We start from the raw sequence: 18,036 nt of genomic DNA on the forward strand, positions 1-18,036 counted from the left end.
TACCTCAAACTTTCTATCCTACAAGAACAAATCCAGTTTTCTTTGTTCCTTCTGCGAAAGAGCAAATACATCCCGTATCTCAAACCGGTTTTCATCCAAATCAGTGATGAGAAGACGGCAGTCACTTAACCGCACCACCGCATTACTTCCCATGTTAATCGTAAAGCGACACTCCCCACGGTCGGTCATAACATGAAAATAGGCATAACCATACTCATCCTTGATATCCAGAATCTTCTGAATTATCGGGGTAAAATAATGAAGATTTAACTGCTCCAAAAGCATTTTTCTCGTTTTCTTATCTACCTCTTTGATATTTTTTATTACCCCAATTTCATGGGAGCGTTCTTCTACCGTCCGAATCGAAAGAAAAGAATCCGGCTCAGTAAATGGAAACAGACGAATCACCTGAATCCTGTCCCACTTCTTTCCCTCGTAAGAAAGAGATAAAAAGCCGCCCTCTGTTCTCTCAAAAACAGCATTGTCCTGATTCAGATAGTGAATTGCCGTCATTTCCTCGACTTCATTTTCCATATTTGTGATGACTTGATTTTCACTCATAACGATTCCCCTTTCAAAGCCAGTGATTTCGTCTGTAACTCCATCAGCTTATAATAAATTCCCTGTTTCTTTTCCAATTCCTTATGCGTACCCTCTTCGACGATTTTTCCACCATCAATTACAACTAAATGGTTTGCGTCCCGCAGTGTGGAAAGGCGGTGTGCAATGGACAATGTCGTCCTTCCCTTCACCAGATAATTAAGTGAATTTTGGATTGCTTTCTCGGTTTCCGTATCCACACTTGCCGTCGCTTCATCTAAAATCAAAATTTTCGGATTTGCTAAAATTGCTCTGGCAATCGAAATCCTCTGTTTTTCACCGCCCGACAAGTCTTTACCCGATGCTCCAATCACGGTATCATAACCATCCGGCATATTGGCGATAAATTCATGCGCACTTGCTAAAATTGCAGCCTGCACTACGTCTTCTCTCGTCGCCTCCGGATTCGCATAAGCGATGTTGTCCGCCACCGTTCCCATAAAAATATAAGTGTCCTGTGATACCATCGCCACATTTTTCCGTAAATCATGAAAAGCTAATTCCTTTACCGGAATACCATCCAGATAAATTTCTCCCTCATCCACATCATAAAGACGCGAAATCAAATTTACAAGCGTCGTTTTTCCGGCACCAGAACGCCCCACAATACCAAGCATTTCACCGGGATTTACATGAAGGCTGATATCTTTCAGAACCGGATGATTTGTCTCGTAGCCAAAACTCACATGAGAAAGTGTAATTTCTCCCTTTGGATTTTTAATCTGCTTCGGATTTTCCACTTCTTCAATCTCTGGAATGGCATCCATAATTTCAAACATGCGTTGGGCAGCATTGATACTGTCCGACCACATCTGAAATACACGGGAGAAGAAATTCATCGGTCCGTTTAACTGCCCCACATAGCCAACAAACGTAATCAAAACACCAAGTTCCACGGTATGCGTATTCAGAAGCAGAATCACACCGACAATCCAAACCCAGATATTTGAAATCTCCTGCACTAAATTATATAAAATCGTAAATTTATTATTGTATTTTACAATGCGTATTTCCGCCTCTTTCAGACGCTCATTTGGCGCTTTGAAACGCTCTTTTTCCTGCTTTTGCTGTCCGAAAGCTTTTACCACACGAGAACCGGTCAAATTGTCATTGACACGGTTATTTACCGCACGCTCTGCCCGGTGGCGTCTGCCAAACAAACTCCACAATTTCGGCTTTAATTTCACGCTCATAAAAACTAACAGTGGCAGCAGAATACAGGCTACCAGTGCCATCTGCCAATTCAAACGGAACATAACCGTAAACGTAGCAAGAATGGTAAAGCCATGCACAAATATGTACGGAAATCCATCTAAGAAAAAGTCGGTCACACGGTTTGCATCACTTAACACACGTGTCATAAGTCCACCGGTCTGCTTGCTTGTAAAAAATCCAAGTGACAATCTTCCCATATTGGAAAATACATCCTGCTTCATGTCACGCACAGTCGCTGCAACCACCTGTGCCATCAAGGTTCCCTGTACAAGCTGGACGCCCTGCTGTACAAGTTTTGACAATACCATTACAAGCACAAGCATCAAAAGAGCAAAACCATACCGCCCGATTTCACTTTGTGAAACTTTTCCCGGCAGAATCTCATCATACAATACCGTACCGCTTAAATAAGGCCATACAAGATTCAATCCGGCCGCCAGAAAATAGCAGGCAAAAATAATAATAACCTTAAAACGGTACTGAAGAAAATATTTCATCGTTCTTCCAAAAATCGAACGTTTATTCATGCACTTCGGACAGATTTTTCTTTTTGGATCCGGGTACATCGTTCCACACTTTGGACAATACTGTGCTTTCTGCTCCTGAATATCCGCAGACGCTTCCACTTCTTCTGCTTCCTCTGGATATTTTTTTATCTTATTATAACTTTTACGAAACAAATTCATCTGTTCAAAATACAGATTTGTCAGCGCCGCTAATAAAAGTGGTTTGCCCTTATAATCAATTGTGACTAGATTTGTCGCGAGCTGCTTTTCCACTCTCATATGCGAAGTATCCGCCAAATCAAACCATTCCAGCATATATTCTTTTTCATCCTCTGCATACTGCATATCTGCCGTCTTCGTTCCACGGAAATAGCGAACCGTCATCTGTTCATGGCGGCTCTTGGCAACGCCGATTTTCGTACTTGTCAAGAACAAATATCCACTGATATATTCCGAATCAAAAGATAAATCAAACGGACAAACATCTAAAATATCATCGGATTTTATTTGATATGCCAAAAGCGTATTTAATACCTGCTTTGGCAGTTGATTTTTCTTCATGATAATTCCCCCTGCTTTCATTAACTACTCTTTTGGCTATTGTAAAACAAGGAAACAATTCTTGCAATAGATTATTCTAAACAAACCATGTATCTTTTGCAAAATAAAACCGTGCCTGCCGGCTTACGAAACACCGACAGACACGGTCTGACTTTTTTATCGAATTTCCTGCCTATGAATGATATCACAAATCACACCGGCAAGCTCCGGTTTTAATTCTTCTAACGTCACCGGCTGTTGCTGCAAAATTACACTATGACAAGTTGAATTAACAAACTCCACAATCATATACAGCATCAAATCCGGATTACGAAACATCCTTCCTGACTGATCCAAAAGCAAATAATATCTTTGATAAAAACTGTCACCATCTTCATTATTCTCCAGCAAAAGTGCCTTCTGAAAAACTCCCCAGCTTAAATTTTTTGAAATAAATTTCAATAAATTTTTGTTCTGGTTCAATTGATTAATAACAGAATTAATCAAAAAGATTACATGGTCTTCCAATGAATCCAGCTGCACCCGGTTCATCTCCTCTAATGCACGGCAAAATACCTGTCTTGCCTTATCTGCAATCAATTTGTCGCGGATATCAAATTTATCTTTGAAATAAAGATAAAATGTTCCTTTTGCCATATTTGCCTTTTTAGCTATATCGGAAATGGATGTGTCATTTATTCCCTTCTGCGTAAATAGAGCAAATGCTGCCATCAGCAGAGAATCTCTCTTTTGCTTTTTCTTATCATCCAATTTTCCCATACAAAATCACCTAGTCCTCTTTTTCAATGGCTGCTGTCTCAATGACAAATTTCACTTCACCATTCATAGAACCGTGAATACCACTGAAGCTCTTATAATCTTTTCCAACTTCACAAACGGCTTTCAGACGGTCAATCAAACCTTTGACATCATCTTCATATGTGTCATTGATTTTTTCAATACCATCCTTATTAAACTCGCTCATTCCGTCGGCTAATTTCTTGCTTCCATCTTTCAGCTTACCACTCGCTGTATCCAGTTTACCAACACCTGTTGACAATTTTCCGGCAGCACTCTTTAAGGATTTGCTTCCCTTGTCTAACTTCTTCACACCGCTGCCTACCGTTTTAATGCTCTTTTTCAATGTCTTTCCGGATTTCACAAGTTTCTTTGACGCACTCTTTAACTTCTTATTGTTCTTCGCCAGTGTATCGCCACCCTCTTTCAGTGTTTTCACGCTGGAAACTAATGTCGGCATGCTGGTTTTCAATTTTGTAGAAGCTTCTGTCAAAGTTGAGGAGTTTGCAGACAATTTATCCAAACTGTCCATTACTGTTGCTACGCTGCCGGATACTTTTTCAGCACCAACTTTTAAATCACCGGTTGTGGAAGTTGCCTGTTTCATTGCCTGAATTGCCTGTTTCTGTCCGGCAAGTACCTGCTCTAACGTTGCAACTGTTGTTGCATCTGCACCGGTCGCTTTCAATTTCTTTAACAGTAAATCCGTAGTCTCATACGTTTTTTCTAAACTTGCCAGATTGGTATTTAACGATGTCACACCATCACTAACCGCTTTTGCTCCGGATTTCAATGCCGTAACATTCTGTTTTGAACCAAGTTTGTCGACACTGCCGGTGTAGGTCTTCAGTCCGGTATCAAAACTCTGAATCTGAGTTGGAATATCCTTTACGGATTTGTAAAGTAAGGCACATCCATTTGTAATTTTTGCTGCACCATCTACATAACTTGCGGTTCCTTTCGCAAATGTTGTTACACCATTTGCATAATCGGTAACGCCTTTTACTAATGTCGGAGCACCTTTTGCCAGTGTGCTGATTCCATTTGCCAACTGGTTTACGCCCTCTTTCTGGAATTTCTTCACAGAAGTGTTAAGCTCGCCCATTTTGCTGTCAAACAATTTCAAATTATCAGACAAATCATCAGAGCCATCAACTAATTTGTCAGAAGCATCGGTCAAATCATTCAGTTTTTCTTCCAAATCATCTAACTCATCCACATCGTCTAAATCCAAATCATTCAAAAGACTGGCACTTCCGTAGGTAAATGTATTACCAATTGTAAAATCTTTTGTATCAGCAGTTACCGTAAAATCCGAAGGGATTTTATCTGCCATATCATCACTCAAATCTAAGTTCTCAGCCATTCCCGGAACACCCATGCCGATAATCATCTGATTATCACCATCATTGACTACTCTTGCATTATCCACTTCGACATTTTCAAAATGGTCAGAAGAAAGAACCATTGCGGTCACCATAACAAATGGTGTATAAATTGTTGTTTCTTTACCATCAATTTTTTTCTTCCGGCTGGACTTATTCGTATAGGCAACATGGATTTCCACTTTTCCACTCTTGCCAAGCATATCTTTGGCTGCAATTTCTTTACCATCCAATTTGTAAGTAATCTTCATATCAACCGGAAGTTTTTCATCCGATTCACCCTGATAATAAATATCTTTTCCGGCGCCGCTCCAGTCAACGTCCTTACCATTCTGTTTGAATGTCTCATCTCCTTTGACATTTGAGATGTTTTTCAAATCGGAAATATCATTAATGGTTCCGGTTGTTTCATTTGCACCCTTCAGCCAGTCCGATACAGTAATCTTGGATACTGAACCATCTGCTGCCGCGTTGACATAAACAGATTCCTGTTTTTTGATTTTTTTCGCTTCTACAAAGGAGCTGTTGCACACTACCATGCCAAGACTAAGCACAGCACACATTGTACATTGTAAAGTTTTTTTCAATTTCTTATTCATAGTCATCGTCCCTCCAAACTAATAATCGATTTTCCGCATATCCCATGTGGTCTTGCAAATCCATTTATCAAACACTGTCAGCATCGCCGGCAGAACAAGAATAACAACGATTGTACTAATCACTGCCCCACGGGACAACAACGTACAAATTGACTTAATCATATCAATACTTGACGACATTGTTACGCCAAATGTTGAAGCAAACAAACACATACCACTTATCATAATGGACTTAATTGAAGTTTTATGTGCAATATCGATTGCTTCCTTCTTACTCTTTCTTCGTACCACACGCTCTTTATGATAACGGCTCGTCATCAAAATTGCGTAATCCACAGTCGCACCGAGCTGAATCGTACCGATTACGATACTTGCCACAAACGGCAGCGACTCGTGTGTATAAAATGGCACTGACATATTTAAGAATATCGCAAACTCAATTACCATAACCAAAATGACCGGAATCAAAATGGACTTAAAGGTAATGAGAATTATAAGGAATATCGCAGCAACCGAAACATAGTTTACATTTACTAAGTCGATATCGGTTACATCCTGCAAATCCTTCGTCAATGGTGCCTCACCAATTACCATCGAATCTTTGCTGTATTTCTTAACAATCTTATTTATATCAGCAATCTGTGAATTTACCTCGTCTGTTGCTGCTTTATAGTCGGAGCAGACAAAGGCAATCTCATAGTTATCACTCTTTAGTTTAGATTCCAATTTCTTCGGAATCATACTGCTTGGAATGCTGACCCCCTTAAAGGAATCAATTCCGAGTGCCCATTTAACACCTTTCACATCCTCAATTTTCTTTAACATTTCACTCTTTTCTTTGGATGCCATACCATTTTTCATCAATACGATATGGGTGCTGTTCATATTAAATTTCTCTTCGAGTTTTTTATTTGCAACGGCAGAATCCAGTGACTGTGGAAGTGCCCCCGCAATATCATAGTAAATTTCGTAATTGCTGTTTCCGTACATCGCAGGTCCCAGTAAAACTAAAAATAATACTAAGACAACCGGCCATCCCTTTACAATCTTTTTCGATAAACCATCCAGATTTGGAATTAGATTCTTATGGGTAGTTTTGTCGATTGCTTTATCAAAGCAGAGAATCAATGCCGGCAAAACAGTCAGACATACGATAACGCCGATGATAACACCTTTTGCCATAACAAGACCTAAGTCCATACCTAACTTAAAGGTCATGAAGCAAAGTGCGGCGAATCCGGCAATCGTTGTTACCGAACTACTGGTAACGGAAGTAAATGTATTGGAAATCGCATGTGCCATTGCACGGTTTTTATCCCCGTCATACCTGACTTTATTGGCTTCATAACTTTCCAAAAGGAAAATGGAATAATCCATCGTTACACCAAGCTGTAAAATCGCTGTCAGCGCCTGAGTAATATAGGAAATTTCTCCAAATACCATATTCGTTCCCATGTTATAGACAATCGCCATACCGATACCAAGCAAAAAGATAAATGGTGTTACCAGGGAATCCATCGTCAGTAACAAAATGAGAAGCGAAAGCACCGCTGCTACAACAACATAAATCGGCATCTCTGCCATCGCCAGATTTTTAATATCGGTAACGACACCGCTCATACCACTGATAAATGCCTGTTTCTTTACAATACCACGCATTTCGGTAATCGCATCCATCGTTGAATCTGCCGATGTTGTATTGTCAAACAGGGCAATCATCATCGTTGCGTTCCCATTAAACAAGCCCTCTCTAAGTTTATCCGGGAGCATCTCTGTCGGAACTGTAATATCCATTGCGTCATCATACCAGATAACGTCCTCCACATGATTCACTTTTTTTAATTTTTCTTTGAGAGCCACAATGTCCTTCTTCTCCATGTCTTCTACGACAATCATGGAAAAGGCTCCCATCCCGAATTCATCTACCATCGTATCCTGTCCGGATACTGTCTCAAGGGAATTCGGAAGATAACTTAACAAGTCATAGTTAATTCGCGTTGACACATAACCAATTGTCGCAGGGATTAACAATAAAAATGCGATAATCAGGACAACTGCTTTGTGTCTGGTAAGCCATTTACCAAACTTAATTACCATCGTGCACGCCTCCTACTTTTTGATAAATAATTTCAAAAATGACCATCAGTCACTTTAACTATATGCAGTGTAACACAAAAATGACCAACGGTCAACCATTAATTTGAAAAATTTTTGAATTGACACGATTCGTCACAAAATGCATATATTACCAATATACAGTTACGGGGGAAGTCAGCAGATGAATCGAGTTCGTAAAGCGGTTTTTTCAGAAGCAGTGCATAAACAAGGAATTTTAGGAAAGGGCATCGGGGTTGCGATTGTTGACACCGGGCTTTTTCCGCATCCGGATTACCGCTCACGCATCACCGGATGGTACGATGCTCTCTATCAAAAGCCTGCGCCTTATGACGACAACGGCCACGGAAGCCACGTTGCAGGGATTGCCGCCGGAGCAGGAACCTTTTCTCATGGAAAATACAAAGGCATCGCACCGCAGGCAAATCTAATTGGGGTTAAAGTGTTAAACAGTAAGGGCAACGGCACCATTCATGACATCATGAATGGGCTTCAGTGGATTCTTAAAAATCAGGAGTGCTTAAAAATCCGCATTGTAAATATTTCCATTGGCACCAATGACCGACATGCCTATCCCGAAGACAGTGCTTTTGTCCGCAAAGTTAATCAGCTTTGGGATGCCGGTATTATCGTGGTTGCTGCGGCCGGTAATCAGGGACCTGACCCACAGACTATTAGTGCACCCGGAAACTCCCGAAAAATTATCACCGTTGGCTCGTATGATTTTGCCGAAAGAACCGATGTAATTCCTTCCTCTCACTCCGGCGCAGGTCCTACGTTTTCCTGCATCAAAAAACCGGACGTCGTTGCGCCCGGTTCTCATATTATCAGTTGCTGCCCTCCCGACAAAACAAACGGCTCTTTCTACTCAAAGAAAAGCGGCACCTCCATGTCCACACCAATTGTGAGCGGTGCCATTGCCCTGCTTTTAAGTAAATATCCTTCCATGAGCCCAAGAGAGACAAAAATCCGGCTGAAAAACTCCAGCACGGATCTTGCTCTCCCCCACACACGCCAGGGATGGGGTTATTTAAGTATTCCTTCCTTACTTAGTACCTTCTGACAGGTGCCAGATTTCATCATTGTATTGCGAAATCGTGCGGTCAGAGGAAAAGAAACCTGCTTTTGAAATGTTGACAAGCATTTTCTTTGCCCATTCTTCCCTGTTTTCATAATCCGCATAGGCTTTTTCTTTGGCTGCCACATACGCTCTGTAATCTGGGAATGTCATAAACCAGTCTTTATTCAATAACTCGTTATAAAGTCTTGTAAGCATCGTCTTGTCACCAAGTTTCTGCATTTTCTTGCTGACAATAAAATCAACGGCTTCTTTTAACTCCGAATCTTTTTCATAATAATCTTTTGAGCAGTAATCTCCACGCTCATAGCGGGCAATTACCGTATCACTGTCCTCTCCGAAAACATAAATATTATCATCGCCGACAAGCTCATGAATTTCCACATTGGCACCATCCTCGGTTCCCAAAGTAATTGCACCATTTAACATAAACTTCATGTTGCCGGTACCACTTGCTTCTTTCGAGGCAAGCGAAATCTGCTCCGAAATATCACATGCCGGAATCAGTTTTTCAGCCTTTGTGACGTTGTAGTTTTCTACCATAACAACCTGCAGATGTTTTCTCACCTTACGGTCTTTTTCAATCAGACGCTGCAAGCACAATATCAAATGAATAATATCTTTGGCAATGACGTACGCCGGTGCTGCCTTTGCGCCAAATAAAAGAACAATCGGACGCTTTGGAATCTTACCTGCCTTAATTTCCAAATATTTGTGAATTGCATACAACGCATTTAACTGCTGTCTCTTGTACTCATGCAGTCTCTTAATCTGGATATCATAAATCGCATTGTCTAACAATTTGATTCCCTGTGTCTGTTTCAAATAAGAAGCAAGTGCTTTTTTATTTGCATCTTTAATTTCTAATAATCTCCGGCAAACTGCTTTGTCATCACGGTAATCCAAAAGTGCATTTAATTTTTCCGCATCTTTCTTATATCCATCTCCAATCGTTTCCGATAAGAAGGAAGAAAGCAGTGGATTTGCATGAAGCAGCCAGCGGCGGAATGTAATACCGTTAGTTTTGTTATTGAATTTTTCCGGATACAAGGTATAAAAATTATGCAGTTCCGTATTTTTCAAAATTTCCGTATGAAGATAAGCAACGCCGTTGACACTGTGTGAAAAATGAATATCCATATGTGCCATATGAACACGATTTTCACCATCAATAATTGCTACTTTTTCATCGTGATACTGTGCGTTTATTTTCTCATTTAATTTCTGAATAATCGGAACAATTGCCGGTGCCACTTCATCAATAAACGACATTGGCCATTTTTCCAGTGCCTCTGCCAAAATCGTATGATTCGTGTAGGCGCAGGTATCTGTTACAATTTCTGCTGCTTCATCAAACGGGATTCCCTCCTTTGTCAAAAGACGAATCAGTTCCGGAATCACCATGGATGGATGCGTGTCATTAATCTGAATTGCCGCATAATCTGCAAGGTCATGCAGATTACAGCCTCTATCCTTTGCTTCAGAAAGAATCAGCTGTGCACCGCAGCTTACCATAAAATACTGCTGGTACACGCGCAAAAGACGGCCTTTGTCATCAGAATCATCCGGATACAAAAATAAGGTCAGATTTTTTCGTATATCTTCCTTGTCAAATTCAATTCCATCATGAACAATCGTTTCATCCACAGAATCCAAATCAAACAAGTGAAGGCGGTTCGTCCGGCTCTCGTAGCCGGTCACCAAAATATCATACAACGATGCTTTCACATCGAAACCGCCAAAAGAAACCGTAAAAGATTTGTCACTGCGAATCAGCCAGCTGTCCTTATTCATCCATGGATTTGGCTCTTCCATCTGTTTTCTGTTCTTAAATTCCTGACGGAACAGACCGTAGTGATAATTTAATCCGACACCATCACCCGGCAGAGAAAGCGTCGCAATGGAATCTAAAAAGCAGGCTGCCAGTCTTCCTAAACCACCGTTGCCAAGTGATGGTTCCGGCTCGTATTCCTCTAAATCTGTAAGATTTTTACCGGCATCGGAAAGTTCTTTTTTTACTTCCTCATAAATCCCAAGGTTAATCAGGTTATTACTTAGCAGTTTTCCAATCAAAAACTCTGCTGATATGTAATACAGTTTCTTCTTTCCTGTATTCTCTTCCTTTTCCCCTGCCTTTTTCTGCACCAGCGTAAGCAGAGCATGATAAAGTTCTTCCTTCCCGCATTCACTGATTTCTTTGCCATAACATTCTCTTACGATTTTTGCAAGCATAAAATAATTCCTTTCTACTACAATTTATTGTAATGTAAAATTAAGCTCTCTTCCGCCGGAGCCAATTGTAAACCGGTATACGGCATCTTTTCTTTCGCCGAGTGAAGCTGTAATCTGATAGGTTCCCTCGCCGACATTTACAACATAATTTCCTTTTTCATCCGTTGTCGAAGTAAAAATGCTGCCATCTGTCAAATTCTCGCAGACGATAGAAACACCTTTTACCGGCGCTCCTTTCTCATCTACTACAAGACCGGCAACTCTTCTTTGGTCAACCACCCGGATAAGAGCAGAAGTTTCAACCATGCGGTTTGTATTTTTCTCATCACTTACCGTAATCTGCACACGGTATTCGCCAACACCGGACACTTTACCACTAAGCGTTCCTGTTTCCGCATCCATCTTCAAACCTGCCGGCAGAGAAATTGCAGAATAGCTGTAAGAACCGCTGCCGCCAAGAACCTCAAGAAATGGAACTGCATCTAACTGGGTACCGGTCACAACCGTCATATCCTCTGCTTTCGCCACGATAGCAGATTCGTTTCCAATATACACATGAATCACTTTTGTGAACTTCGTACCCATTTCATCGGTTGCCTTAATGGTAATATCCGTTCCCACGGTCACAGTTGTCAATGTCCCGGAAAATGTGATTTCATTATTTTTAATTTTACGGGTAATTCCCGGAATCTCACCCGTAATCTGATAGGAAAGATTTCCACAGCCGTACTCGCTTAAATCCACTGTTTTGTTCCACTCATCGCCAACGACGCCAAGCCATTTTTCTTCTTTTGGCTCGCTTAATTTGGTAAACAACGCCTGTGCTTCCATTGTTTTTACGCCATTACCCGGCAAATCCGAGATTGTGACACGGACATAGGAATCTTTTTCTACATTATAATCATCCGTCAGCTTAATATCATAGGTACGATTATCATAGTTACGAATACTTGCCACGGAATAGGTGCGGTTATATGTTCCATAAGAATAGCGCTTTCCTTCTATTTTAAATTGTTTGTTTGTCAATGCCTTCGCTTTATCCAGAGATACCCGGACAACATCGTTGCTAAGCACCTCCACAGAGGCAATGCCGACACTGTTGGTTGCCATCACAGTCATTTTCAAACTTGCTGTTTTTTTACTTCCCTCCACAGAAGTTGCTTTGATTGTGACGTTTCCCGCTTTGATTCCTTTTACCACACCGGCTTTTGTAACTGTCGCAATCTTTTTGTCCGAAGATGACCAAGTTACCTTTTTATAGCTTCCACTTGCCGGTTTTACAGTCGCTTTCAGAGTCAGACTGTTTCCTACATATAACTGATTTTTCGGCTTTTCAATCGCAACGGATGTTACTTTCTTTACGACCGTTACCGTAATTTTTGCTTTCTTCTTTTTATTCTTTTTGGATGTCACGGTAATTTTACATTTTCCGGTTTTGATTCCTTTCACATATCCTGATGATGAAACCGTTGCAATCTTTTTATTGGAAGATTTATAGGAAACTTTTTTATTTGCCGACTTATTCGGTGATACTTTCACAGTCGTTGTAAGTTTCACTTTTTTTCCAACCGCAACATGGACACTACTTCCATAATTACTCTTTACCGTTACCTTTTTTACTTTTACCTTTGCCTGTGCCTGCGGTGCCTGCATAAGCATAAGTGCTGCTGCCGCAAAGACAATTCCCTTTACCAATTGTTTCATTTCTTTTTTTCCTCCATTCTATCTTATACTGCCCAGGGTCTAAAATTCAAAATTTGATTATCCCCCAACATTCTATTATAGTTTAATTCTTTGTTTTGTCAAAAAGTTGTAATATATCTTTTCAGCGTATCACTTGACATTAAAAAATGTTTTTTTAATGCCCGAAGCATCTTTCGCTCTAGTCCCTTTTTTACACGGATTTCAAACTCATCACCCAGGTTTATATCGCATTCTCCTGTAAATTCCGGAACTTTATCGCCAAGAAACACTACTCGTCCGGTTAAATCTGAGAAAATTCCTTCAACATTAACCTTCTTTAACGATTTCGGAAGAATTACCTTCTCATAAGTTGAAAGGTTTGCCATTCCCCAAATTTCCTTAACACCTTCCGGCACTTTCACTACAATACAATTCTTTTTATATTTCTCGTAATATTCATTAGGTAGTTTTTCAAAATCACCCGATGCCATCTCCATCTTTTTTAATCTCGAATTATATTGTATCACATTTGTTGTGCAAAGGACACTGCCATCTTTGGAACGAATCCACTGTCCAAATGTTTTTTCCTGTTTGAATTTATTTAATCCACTTTTATATACAAATTGCTGTACACTGCCTCCAAAAATTGCATCATCCTCTAAAATCTCCAAATCATCTGGCAGATACAGTTTATCCAAAGTATCCAACAGATAAATGGTATGAGATTTTAGTTTTTTCAACGAGACGGGCAGCGCAAGCTTACTATCGGAATCATAACCCGAACTATACAGCTGAACCGTATAATTAGTCCCCAGATAGGTTAGTCCTGGTGGAAGTCCATCCATATCAATTCCCCAAAACGCATTATCTCCTATATATGTAAGTGTAAATTCTCTCATTATCTTTAAGGTATTTATACGTACCGGTATTCTCTCAGAATCCCAGGAATATATCTGCCAGAATCTGCGCAGTTTGTCTGTGGACTCTCCCAAAGCAAACGCTCCCTCTTCCACCACTTCAAGGGAAGAAGGCAGATTTACCTCTACCCACTTAACTTTTTTCATCATGGACTCTTCTGAAACCATATGGGCAAACGCTTTTTTCGTTATTTTCGTCGTTCCCTCTGCAATCGTTATCGTAAGAGAACCACAATTTGCAAACGCATCCTCTTCAACAAATACTTTTTTGGGAATCGTAATGTTCCTTGTATATTTCCGCTTTTCATTGAGTGAATACCCATATTCTCCTGCATCAAAAGCATGCGAAGAAATCCGGTTACATTTTGCCGGTATCGTAATTTTTATTCCGCCAGTATAATCCCCGGCAAACCGGTACAAAGTATTTCCTTTCAGAATAAATTCCCCTTCTCTCTTTGCCCCGGGCAGGTTCTTAAGCTGACAATCCATTTCTATTATAACACCAAATTCATTGGTTACAATGGTGCTGACATACTTGTCATTTTCATACTGCCTCCGCATTCCTTTCCAGACAAGTGCCTGCTCAGATATCATCTTTCCAAGTGCCCTCTTACACTCAGACAATGTTGAATTCATGGTAATTCCCAATATATTCGTTTTAAAATATTCCCCTGTTTCGTCGAGCAGCGTATGCACCCGCCATATCGTGCCATCCTCTAACCGGCTAAACGAGCAATACCGATTCAATGCTCTCGCTGGCTCCTTTTTTGTTCCCAAATAACCGGAAAGTGAATAAGCCTTTTGATTCACCAATGACGTTTTTTTCGTCAGCATGCCATTAAATCTTGGCGGTTTCTGTTTTTTCATTCCTCCACCCGGGAAATTTAATCTGACCTTTTTGTCTAACAACTGAATTGTCAGCTTATTTTCCGTTCCCGGCCGGATTGACATCCGATACATGTTCCCCGTCGAATTATAAGTGAATTCATAGGTTTCATTCCCAACTGCTCTTCCAGAAAACAGTCGATTGTTTTTTTCATCTAAAGAAAAGAAAATAGCCTCACTTGTCACCCGCTGTATCTCAAGAGATATCGTCTTATCCTTATCTGTCCAAATCCCAGCGAATTCACTGCATCTTTCTGCGTATTCTTTTTTATTATCTGATATTGCCCCCTCCCCTATCAACACCGCAATAAGTGCACACAAACAGACGCCAAGCACCATGAAAAGCAATCGTTTCTTTTTCGCTGTCATTTTTTTACTCCCCCTTCTTTTGCTTTTACAGCATTGCTAAAATTTCGCTTTTCGAGGCAGCCCCAACAATTCGGTTTACCTCTTCTCCACCCTTCATAACAACCAATGTCGGAATCGACACGACACGAAACTGCATCGTAAGTTCACCCTGTTCATCCACATTCACTTTACCGACGCGGATCGAATCATTTTCCTCACCAATCTGCTCAATTACCGGTGATACCATCTGGCATGGTCCACACCAGGATGCCCAAAAATCTAACAGTACCGGTTTGTCCGACTGTAATACTTCTGCTTCATAATTTTCCTTCGTTATTTCAATTGCTGCCATTTGTCATTCCTCCAATTCTTATTGTTCTTTTAAAATTTCCCGTATCGCCTGCTCCGAGCGTTTCACATCCGATTCAAAATCTCTGGCAGACAAAAGCCTGCACCCGGCTCCGCGAATGATAATCTGCTCCAACCCATCGGATGTCGCAACGGTGATACGATATTTTTTACCATTTTCGTGAGCAAACTTTTCAATGTACTGGTCTGCGGTTTCCGCCTCTTTTGTGTATACCACATGAATGTTATGATAATCCAAAATTTCTGTTTTGTGGTTTGCCACACGGTACGCATCAAACACTAAAATCAACTCACATTTATGAAAACCCTGATAATTACACAGGATATCCATCAGTTTTCCTCTTGCCGCCGCAATGTCGGTTTGCGCCAGCACTTTCAATTCTTCCCATGCAAAGATAATATTATACCCATCAACCAGCAGGTAATTAACATCCGGCATCTGTTTTTTTCTTGGCTTTGACAAACCAACCGGCTTTTCTTTGACAGAACTTACCCGCTTTGCAGAAATTCCTTTGTGTGAAACAACCCCCTGCTTACGATTGGCAAAAGAACTTCTTTCCAAAATGGAATCAATCTCCGACACATCCAGCCATTCCTCTCCCTGCTTTTTCGTCTCTTTTTTCTCTGTCACGTCATTTTCCATTTCAGAAGAATCTCTGTTTGCCCGTTTTGACGTGTCAATATGCATATAGTCAAACACCTGATTCCATGGAACAAAAAATCCGGCACCATGTGCACAGAATACCGAACCACTTGGATTTTTCACATCATGGTCGGCATCGTACTGTTTTGCGGCAATTACTTCATCTGCATTGTGGCATGGACGATATCCTAAAAGCGAGCAGAACAACTGTCCATGTCCTTTTGTGTAGGCAGTGACTTCCTGCGTATAATCCCGCATGGTACTGACAGGAGCTTCTCCGGTAAGAACTGCCATCGGTTGTGCCCCTTCGCCATTTGTCTGCGGTAAATTCTGCTGCAGGGTAAAGCTTCCCGCCATGCGCTCAATATCTGTCATTGCCCGTCCAATTGACGTTTCCGGCACGATAAGTCGGTATTCATAATACGGCTCTAACAAAACCGATTTCGTCTGCATCAGTCCCTGGCGCACGGCACGATAAGTCGCCTCACGGAAATCTCCGCCCTCGGTATGTTTATTATGCGCTCTGCCGGCAATTAATGTAAGTTTTACATCGGTAAGTCCGGCTCCCGTAAGCACACCTTTGTGTTCTTTTTCTGCCAAATGCGTCAAAATCAGCCGCTGCCAGTTTTTGTCCAGCTTATCTTCACTGCAGTCTGTCGAAATCTGAACACCGCTCCCCACGGCAAGCGGCTCCATCCACAAGTGAACTTCCGCATAGTGCCGTAATGGCTCATAATGACCGACACCCTCGACCGGCTCGCAAATCGTCTCTTTGTAAACAATGTTGCCGGTTCCAAATGTAACAGAAACACCATACCGCTCCAAAATCCACCGCTTAATAATTTCAATCTGCACTTCTCCCATCACCTGCGCATGAATTTCCTGTAATTCTTCATTCCAGACAATGTGAAGTGCCGGTTCCTCTTCCTCAATCTCACGAAGTTTTGGAAGCATTTTTGCCGGTTCTTCTCCATCCGGAAATAAAATGCGGTAAGTCAGTACCGGCTCCAATACCGGTGCACCGCTGTCAAACTCTGCACCAAGTCCCTCCCCGGGATACGTCTTTGTGAGCCCCGTCAGCGCACAAATCATACCCGGAACTGCTTGTGCCACAGTCTCAAAACGGCTTCCGGAGTACACACGGATTTGATTAATTTTTTCTGTCCACTCACCCTTTTTATCGGACAGTTCCATACGAGGTTTTAACTGCCCTCCGGTCACTTTAACATAAGTGAGTCTGGCTCCCTTATCATCACGCATTATTTTAAACACTTTTGCCCCAAACACCTCATCGTAAGATGGCTCCAAAAGGAGTGTCTGCATTACCTCCAGTAAATGCTTAACGCCTTCCATCCGCAGTGCCGACCCAAACACACACGGGAAAATCTTTCTCTCGCTGATTTTTTCTGCGATCTGCGAAACTTCCACTTCTCCCTGTTCTAAATACTGATTCAGCATTTCTTCTTCGCAAAGAGAAACCTGCTCATAAAATTCTTCACTTTGTAAATCTGAAAAATCTGTCACCGAAGAATTTAGTTTTGCCTGAAGTTCTCCTAAAATAAATTCTTTTTCCGTTCCCGGCTGATCCATTTTATTTACAAAAATAAAAACCGGAATCTGATATTTTTCCAAAAGTTTCCACAGTGTCTGTGTGTGCCCCTGCACCCCATCCGGTCCGCTAATTACTAACACGGCATAATCAAGAACCTGTAATGTCCTCTCCATCTCCGCTGAAAAATCAATATGCCCCGGCGTATCCAACAACGTCACCTGCATATCCTCCCACGAAAAAACTGCCTGCTTGGAAAAAATCGTGATTCCTCTCTCTTTTTCCATCGCAAATGTATCTAAGTAGGCATCCCCCTTGTCCACACGTCCCGGATTTTTCAACACTCCCGCCTGATACAAAAGGGCTTCTGACAACGTTGTTTTTCCTGCGTCCACATGTGCTAACAACCCGATACAAACATTTTTCTTGTCTTTGTTCATATGCAAAAAGCCCCCTTCCTAAGTCATAATGAGTTATTATAACATAAAAAGGGGGGAAGGTCGATATTTTTGTTGAGTAGTGTTTGTGTCAAGTAATCATTGGCACTTTTTTCAGGTTCCGTGTTTCATGGGAA

Annotated in this window: 11 protein-coding genes; 1 reads left to right on the forward strand and 10 read right to left on the reverse strand. The window is 41.2% G+C overall.

Features of this window, described 5'->3' with window-relative positions; translation table 11 throughout:
• Positions 1 to 18: 18 nt before the first annotated feature.
• The 5 genes from DW019_RS11535 to DW019_RS11555 all read right to left on the reverse strand — a co-directional run bounded on the left by DW019_RS11535 (position 19) and on the right by DW019_RS11555 (position 7,740).
• The gene (locus tag DW019_RS11535; protein ID WP_022377107.1) at positions 19 to 561 is read right to left on the reverse strand and encodes a DUF1854 domain-containing protein; all 543 of its coding nucleotides are present in this window, start codon (positions 559 to 561) and stop codon (positions 19 to 21) included.
• Entirely contained in the window at positions 558 to 2,882 is a 2,325-nt protein-coding gene (locus DW019_RS11540; RefSeq protein ID WP_022377106.1) for an ABC transporter transmembrane domain-containing protein, read from the reverse strand. Before DW019_RS11540 ends, DW019_RS11535 begins: the two co-directional genes overlap by 4 nt.
• A gap of 156 nt (positions 2,883 to 3,038) precedes the next feature.
• Positions 3,039 to 3,641 carry a TetR/AcrR family transcriptional regulator gene (locus DW019_RS11545; RefSeq protein ID WP_022377105.1) on the reverse strand — a complete coding sequence of 201 codons (603 nt, stop codon included), beginning with the start codon at positions 3,639 to 3,641 and terminating at the stop codon, positions 3,039 to 3,041.
• A gap of 10 nt (positions 3,642 to 3,651) precedes the next feature.
• A complete protein-coding gene (locus DW019_RS11550) occupies positions 3,652 to 5,643 on the reverse strand; it encodes a hypothetical protein (protein WP_182431120.1) in 1,992 nt (663 codons plus the stop codon).
• Between the two features lie 18 nt (positions 5,644 to 5,661).
• Complete coding sequence (locus DW019_RS11555) at positions 5,662 to 7,740, reverse strand: efflux RND transporter permease subunit (protein ID WP_117479147.1); 2,079 nt, start codon at positions 7,738 to 7,740, stop codon at positions 5,662 to 5,664.
• Positions 7,741 to 7,921: 181 nt separating this feature from the next.
• Here DW019_RS11555 and DW019_RS11560 point away from each other — a divergent pair, with 181 nt between their 5' ends.
• On the forward strand, positions 7,922 to 8,821 hold the full coding sequence (locus DW019_RS11560) for a S8 family peptidase (protein ID WP_118443486.1): 900 nt from the start codon (positions 7,922 to 7,924) through the stop codon (positions 8,819 to 8,821).
• On the opposite strand, the gene DW019_RS11565 is transcribed toward DW019_RS11560, so the two are convergent.
• The 5 genes from DW019_RS11565 to DW019_RS11585 all read right to left on the reverse strand — a co-directional run bounded on the left by DW019_RS11565 (position 8,804) and on the right by DW019_RS11585 (position 17,902).
• A complete protein-coding gene (locus DW019_RS11565) occupies positions 8,804 to 11,068 on the reverse strand; it encodes a glycogen/starch/alpha-glucan phosphorylase (protein ID WP_118443488.1) in 2,265 nt (754 codons plus the stop codon). The genes DW019_RS11560 and DW019_RS11565 overlap by 18 nt on opposite strands.
• Before the next feature lie 24 nt (positions 11,069 to 11,092).
• Complete coding sequence (locus DW019_RS11570; RefSeq protein WP_118443490.1) at positions 11,093 to 12,772, reverse strand: Ig-like domain-containing protein; 1,680 nt, start codon at positions 12,770 to 12,772, stop codon at positions 11,093 to 11,095.
• Positions 12,773 to 12,870: 98 nt separating this feature from the next.
• A complete protein-coding gene (locus tag DW019_RS11575) occupies positions 12,871 to 14,922 on the reverse strand; it encodes a leucine-rich repeat protein (protein WP_117479151.1) in 2,052 nt (683 codons plus the stop codon).
• A gap of 25 nt (positions 14,923 to 14,947) precedes the next feature.
• Positions 14,948 to 15,253 carry a thioredoxin gene (gene trxA / locus DW019_RS11580; RefSeq protein ID WP_022377098.1) on the reverse strand — a complete coding sequence of 102 codons (306 nt, stop codon included), beginning with the start codon at positions 15,251 to 15,253 and terminating at the stop codon, positions 14,948 to 14,950.
• 18 nt (positions 15,254 to 15,271) lie between these two features.
• Positions 15,272 to 17,902: a TetM/TetW/TetO/TetS family tetracycline resistance ribosomal protection protein gene (locus DW019_RS11585; protein ID WP_118443491.1), complete on the reverse strand. Its 2,631-nt coding sequence runs from the start codon at positions 17,900 to 17,902 to the stop codon at positions 15,272 to 15,274.
• Positions 17,903 to 18,036: the final 134 nt, after the last annotated feature.

The sequence above is a fragment of the Clostridium sp. AF37-5 genome (assembly GCF_003477605.1).
Classification (GTDB): domain Bacteria; phylum Bacillota; class Clostridia; order Lachnospirales; family Lachnospiraceae; genus Eubacterium_F.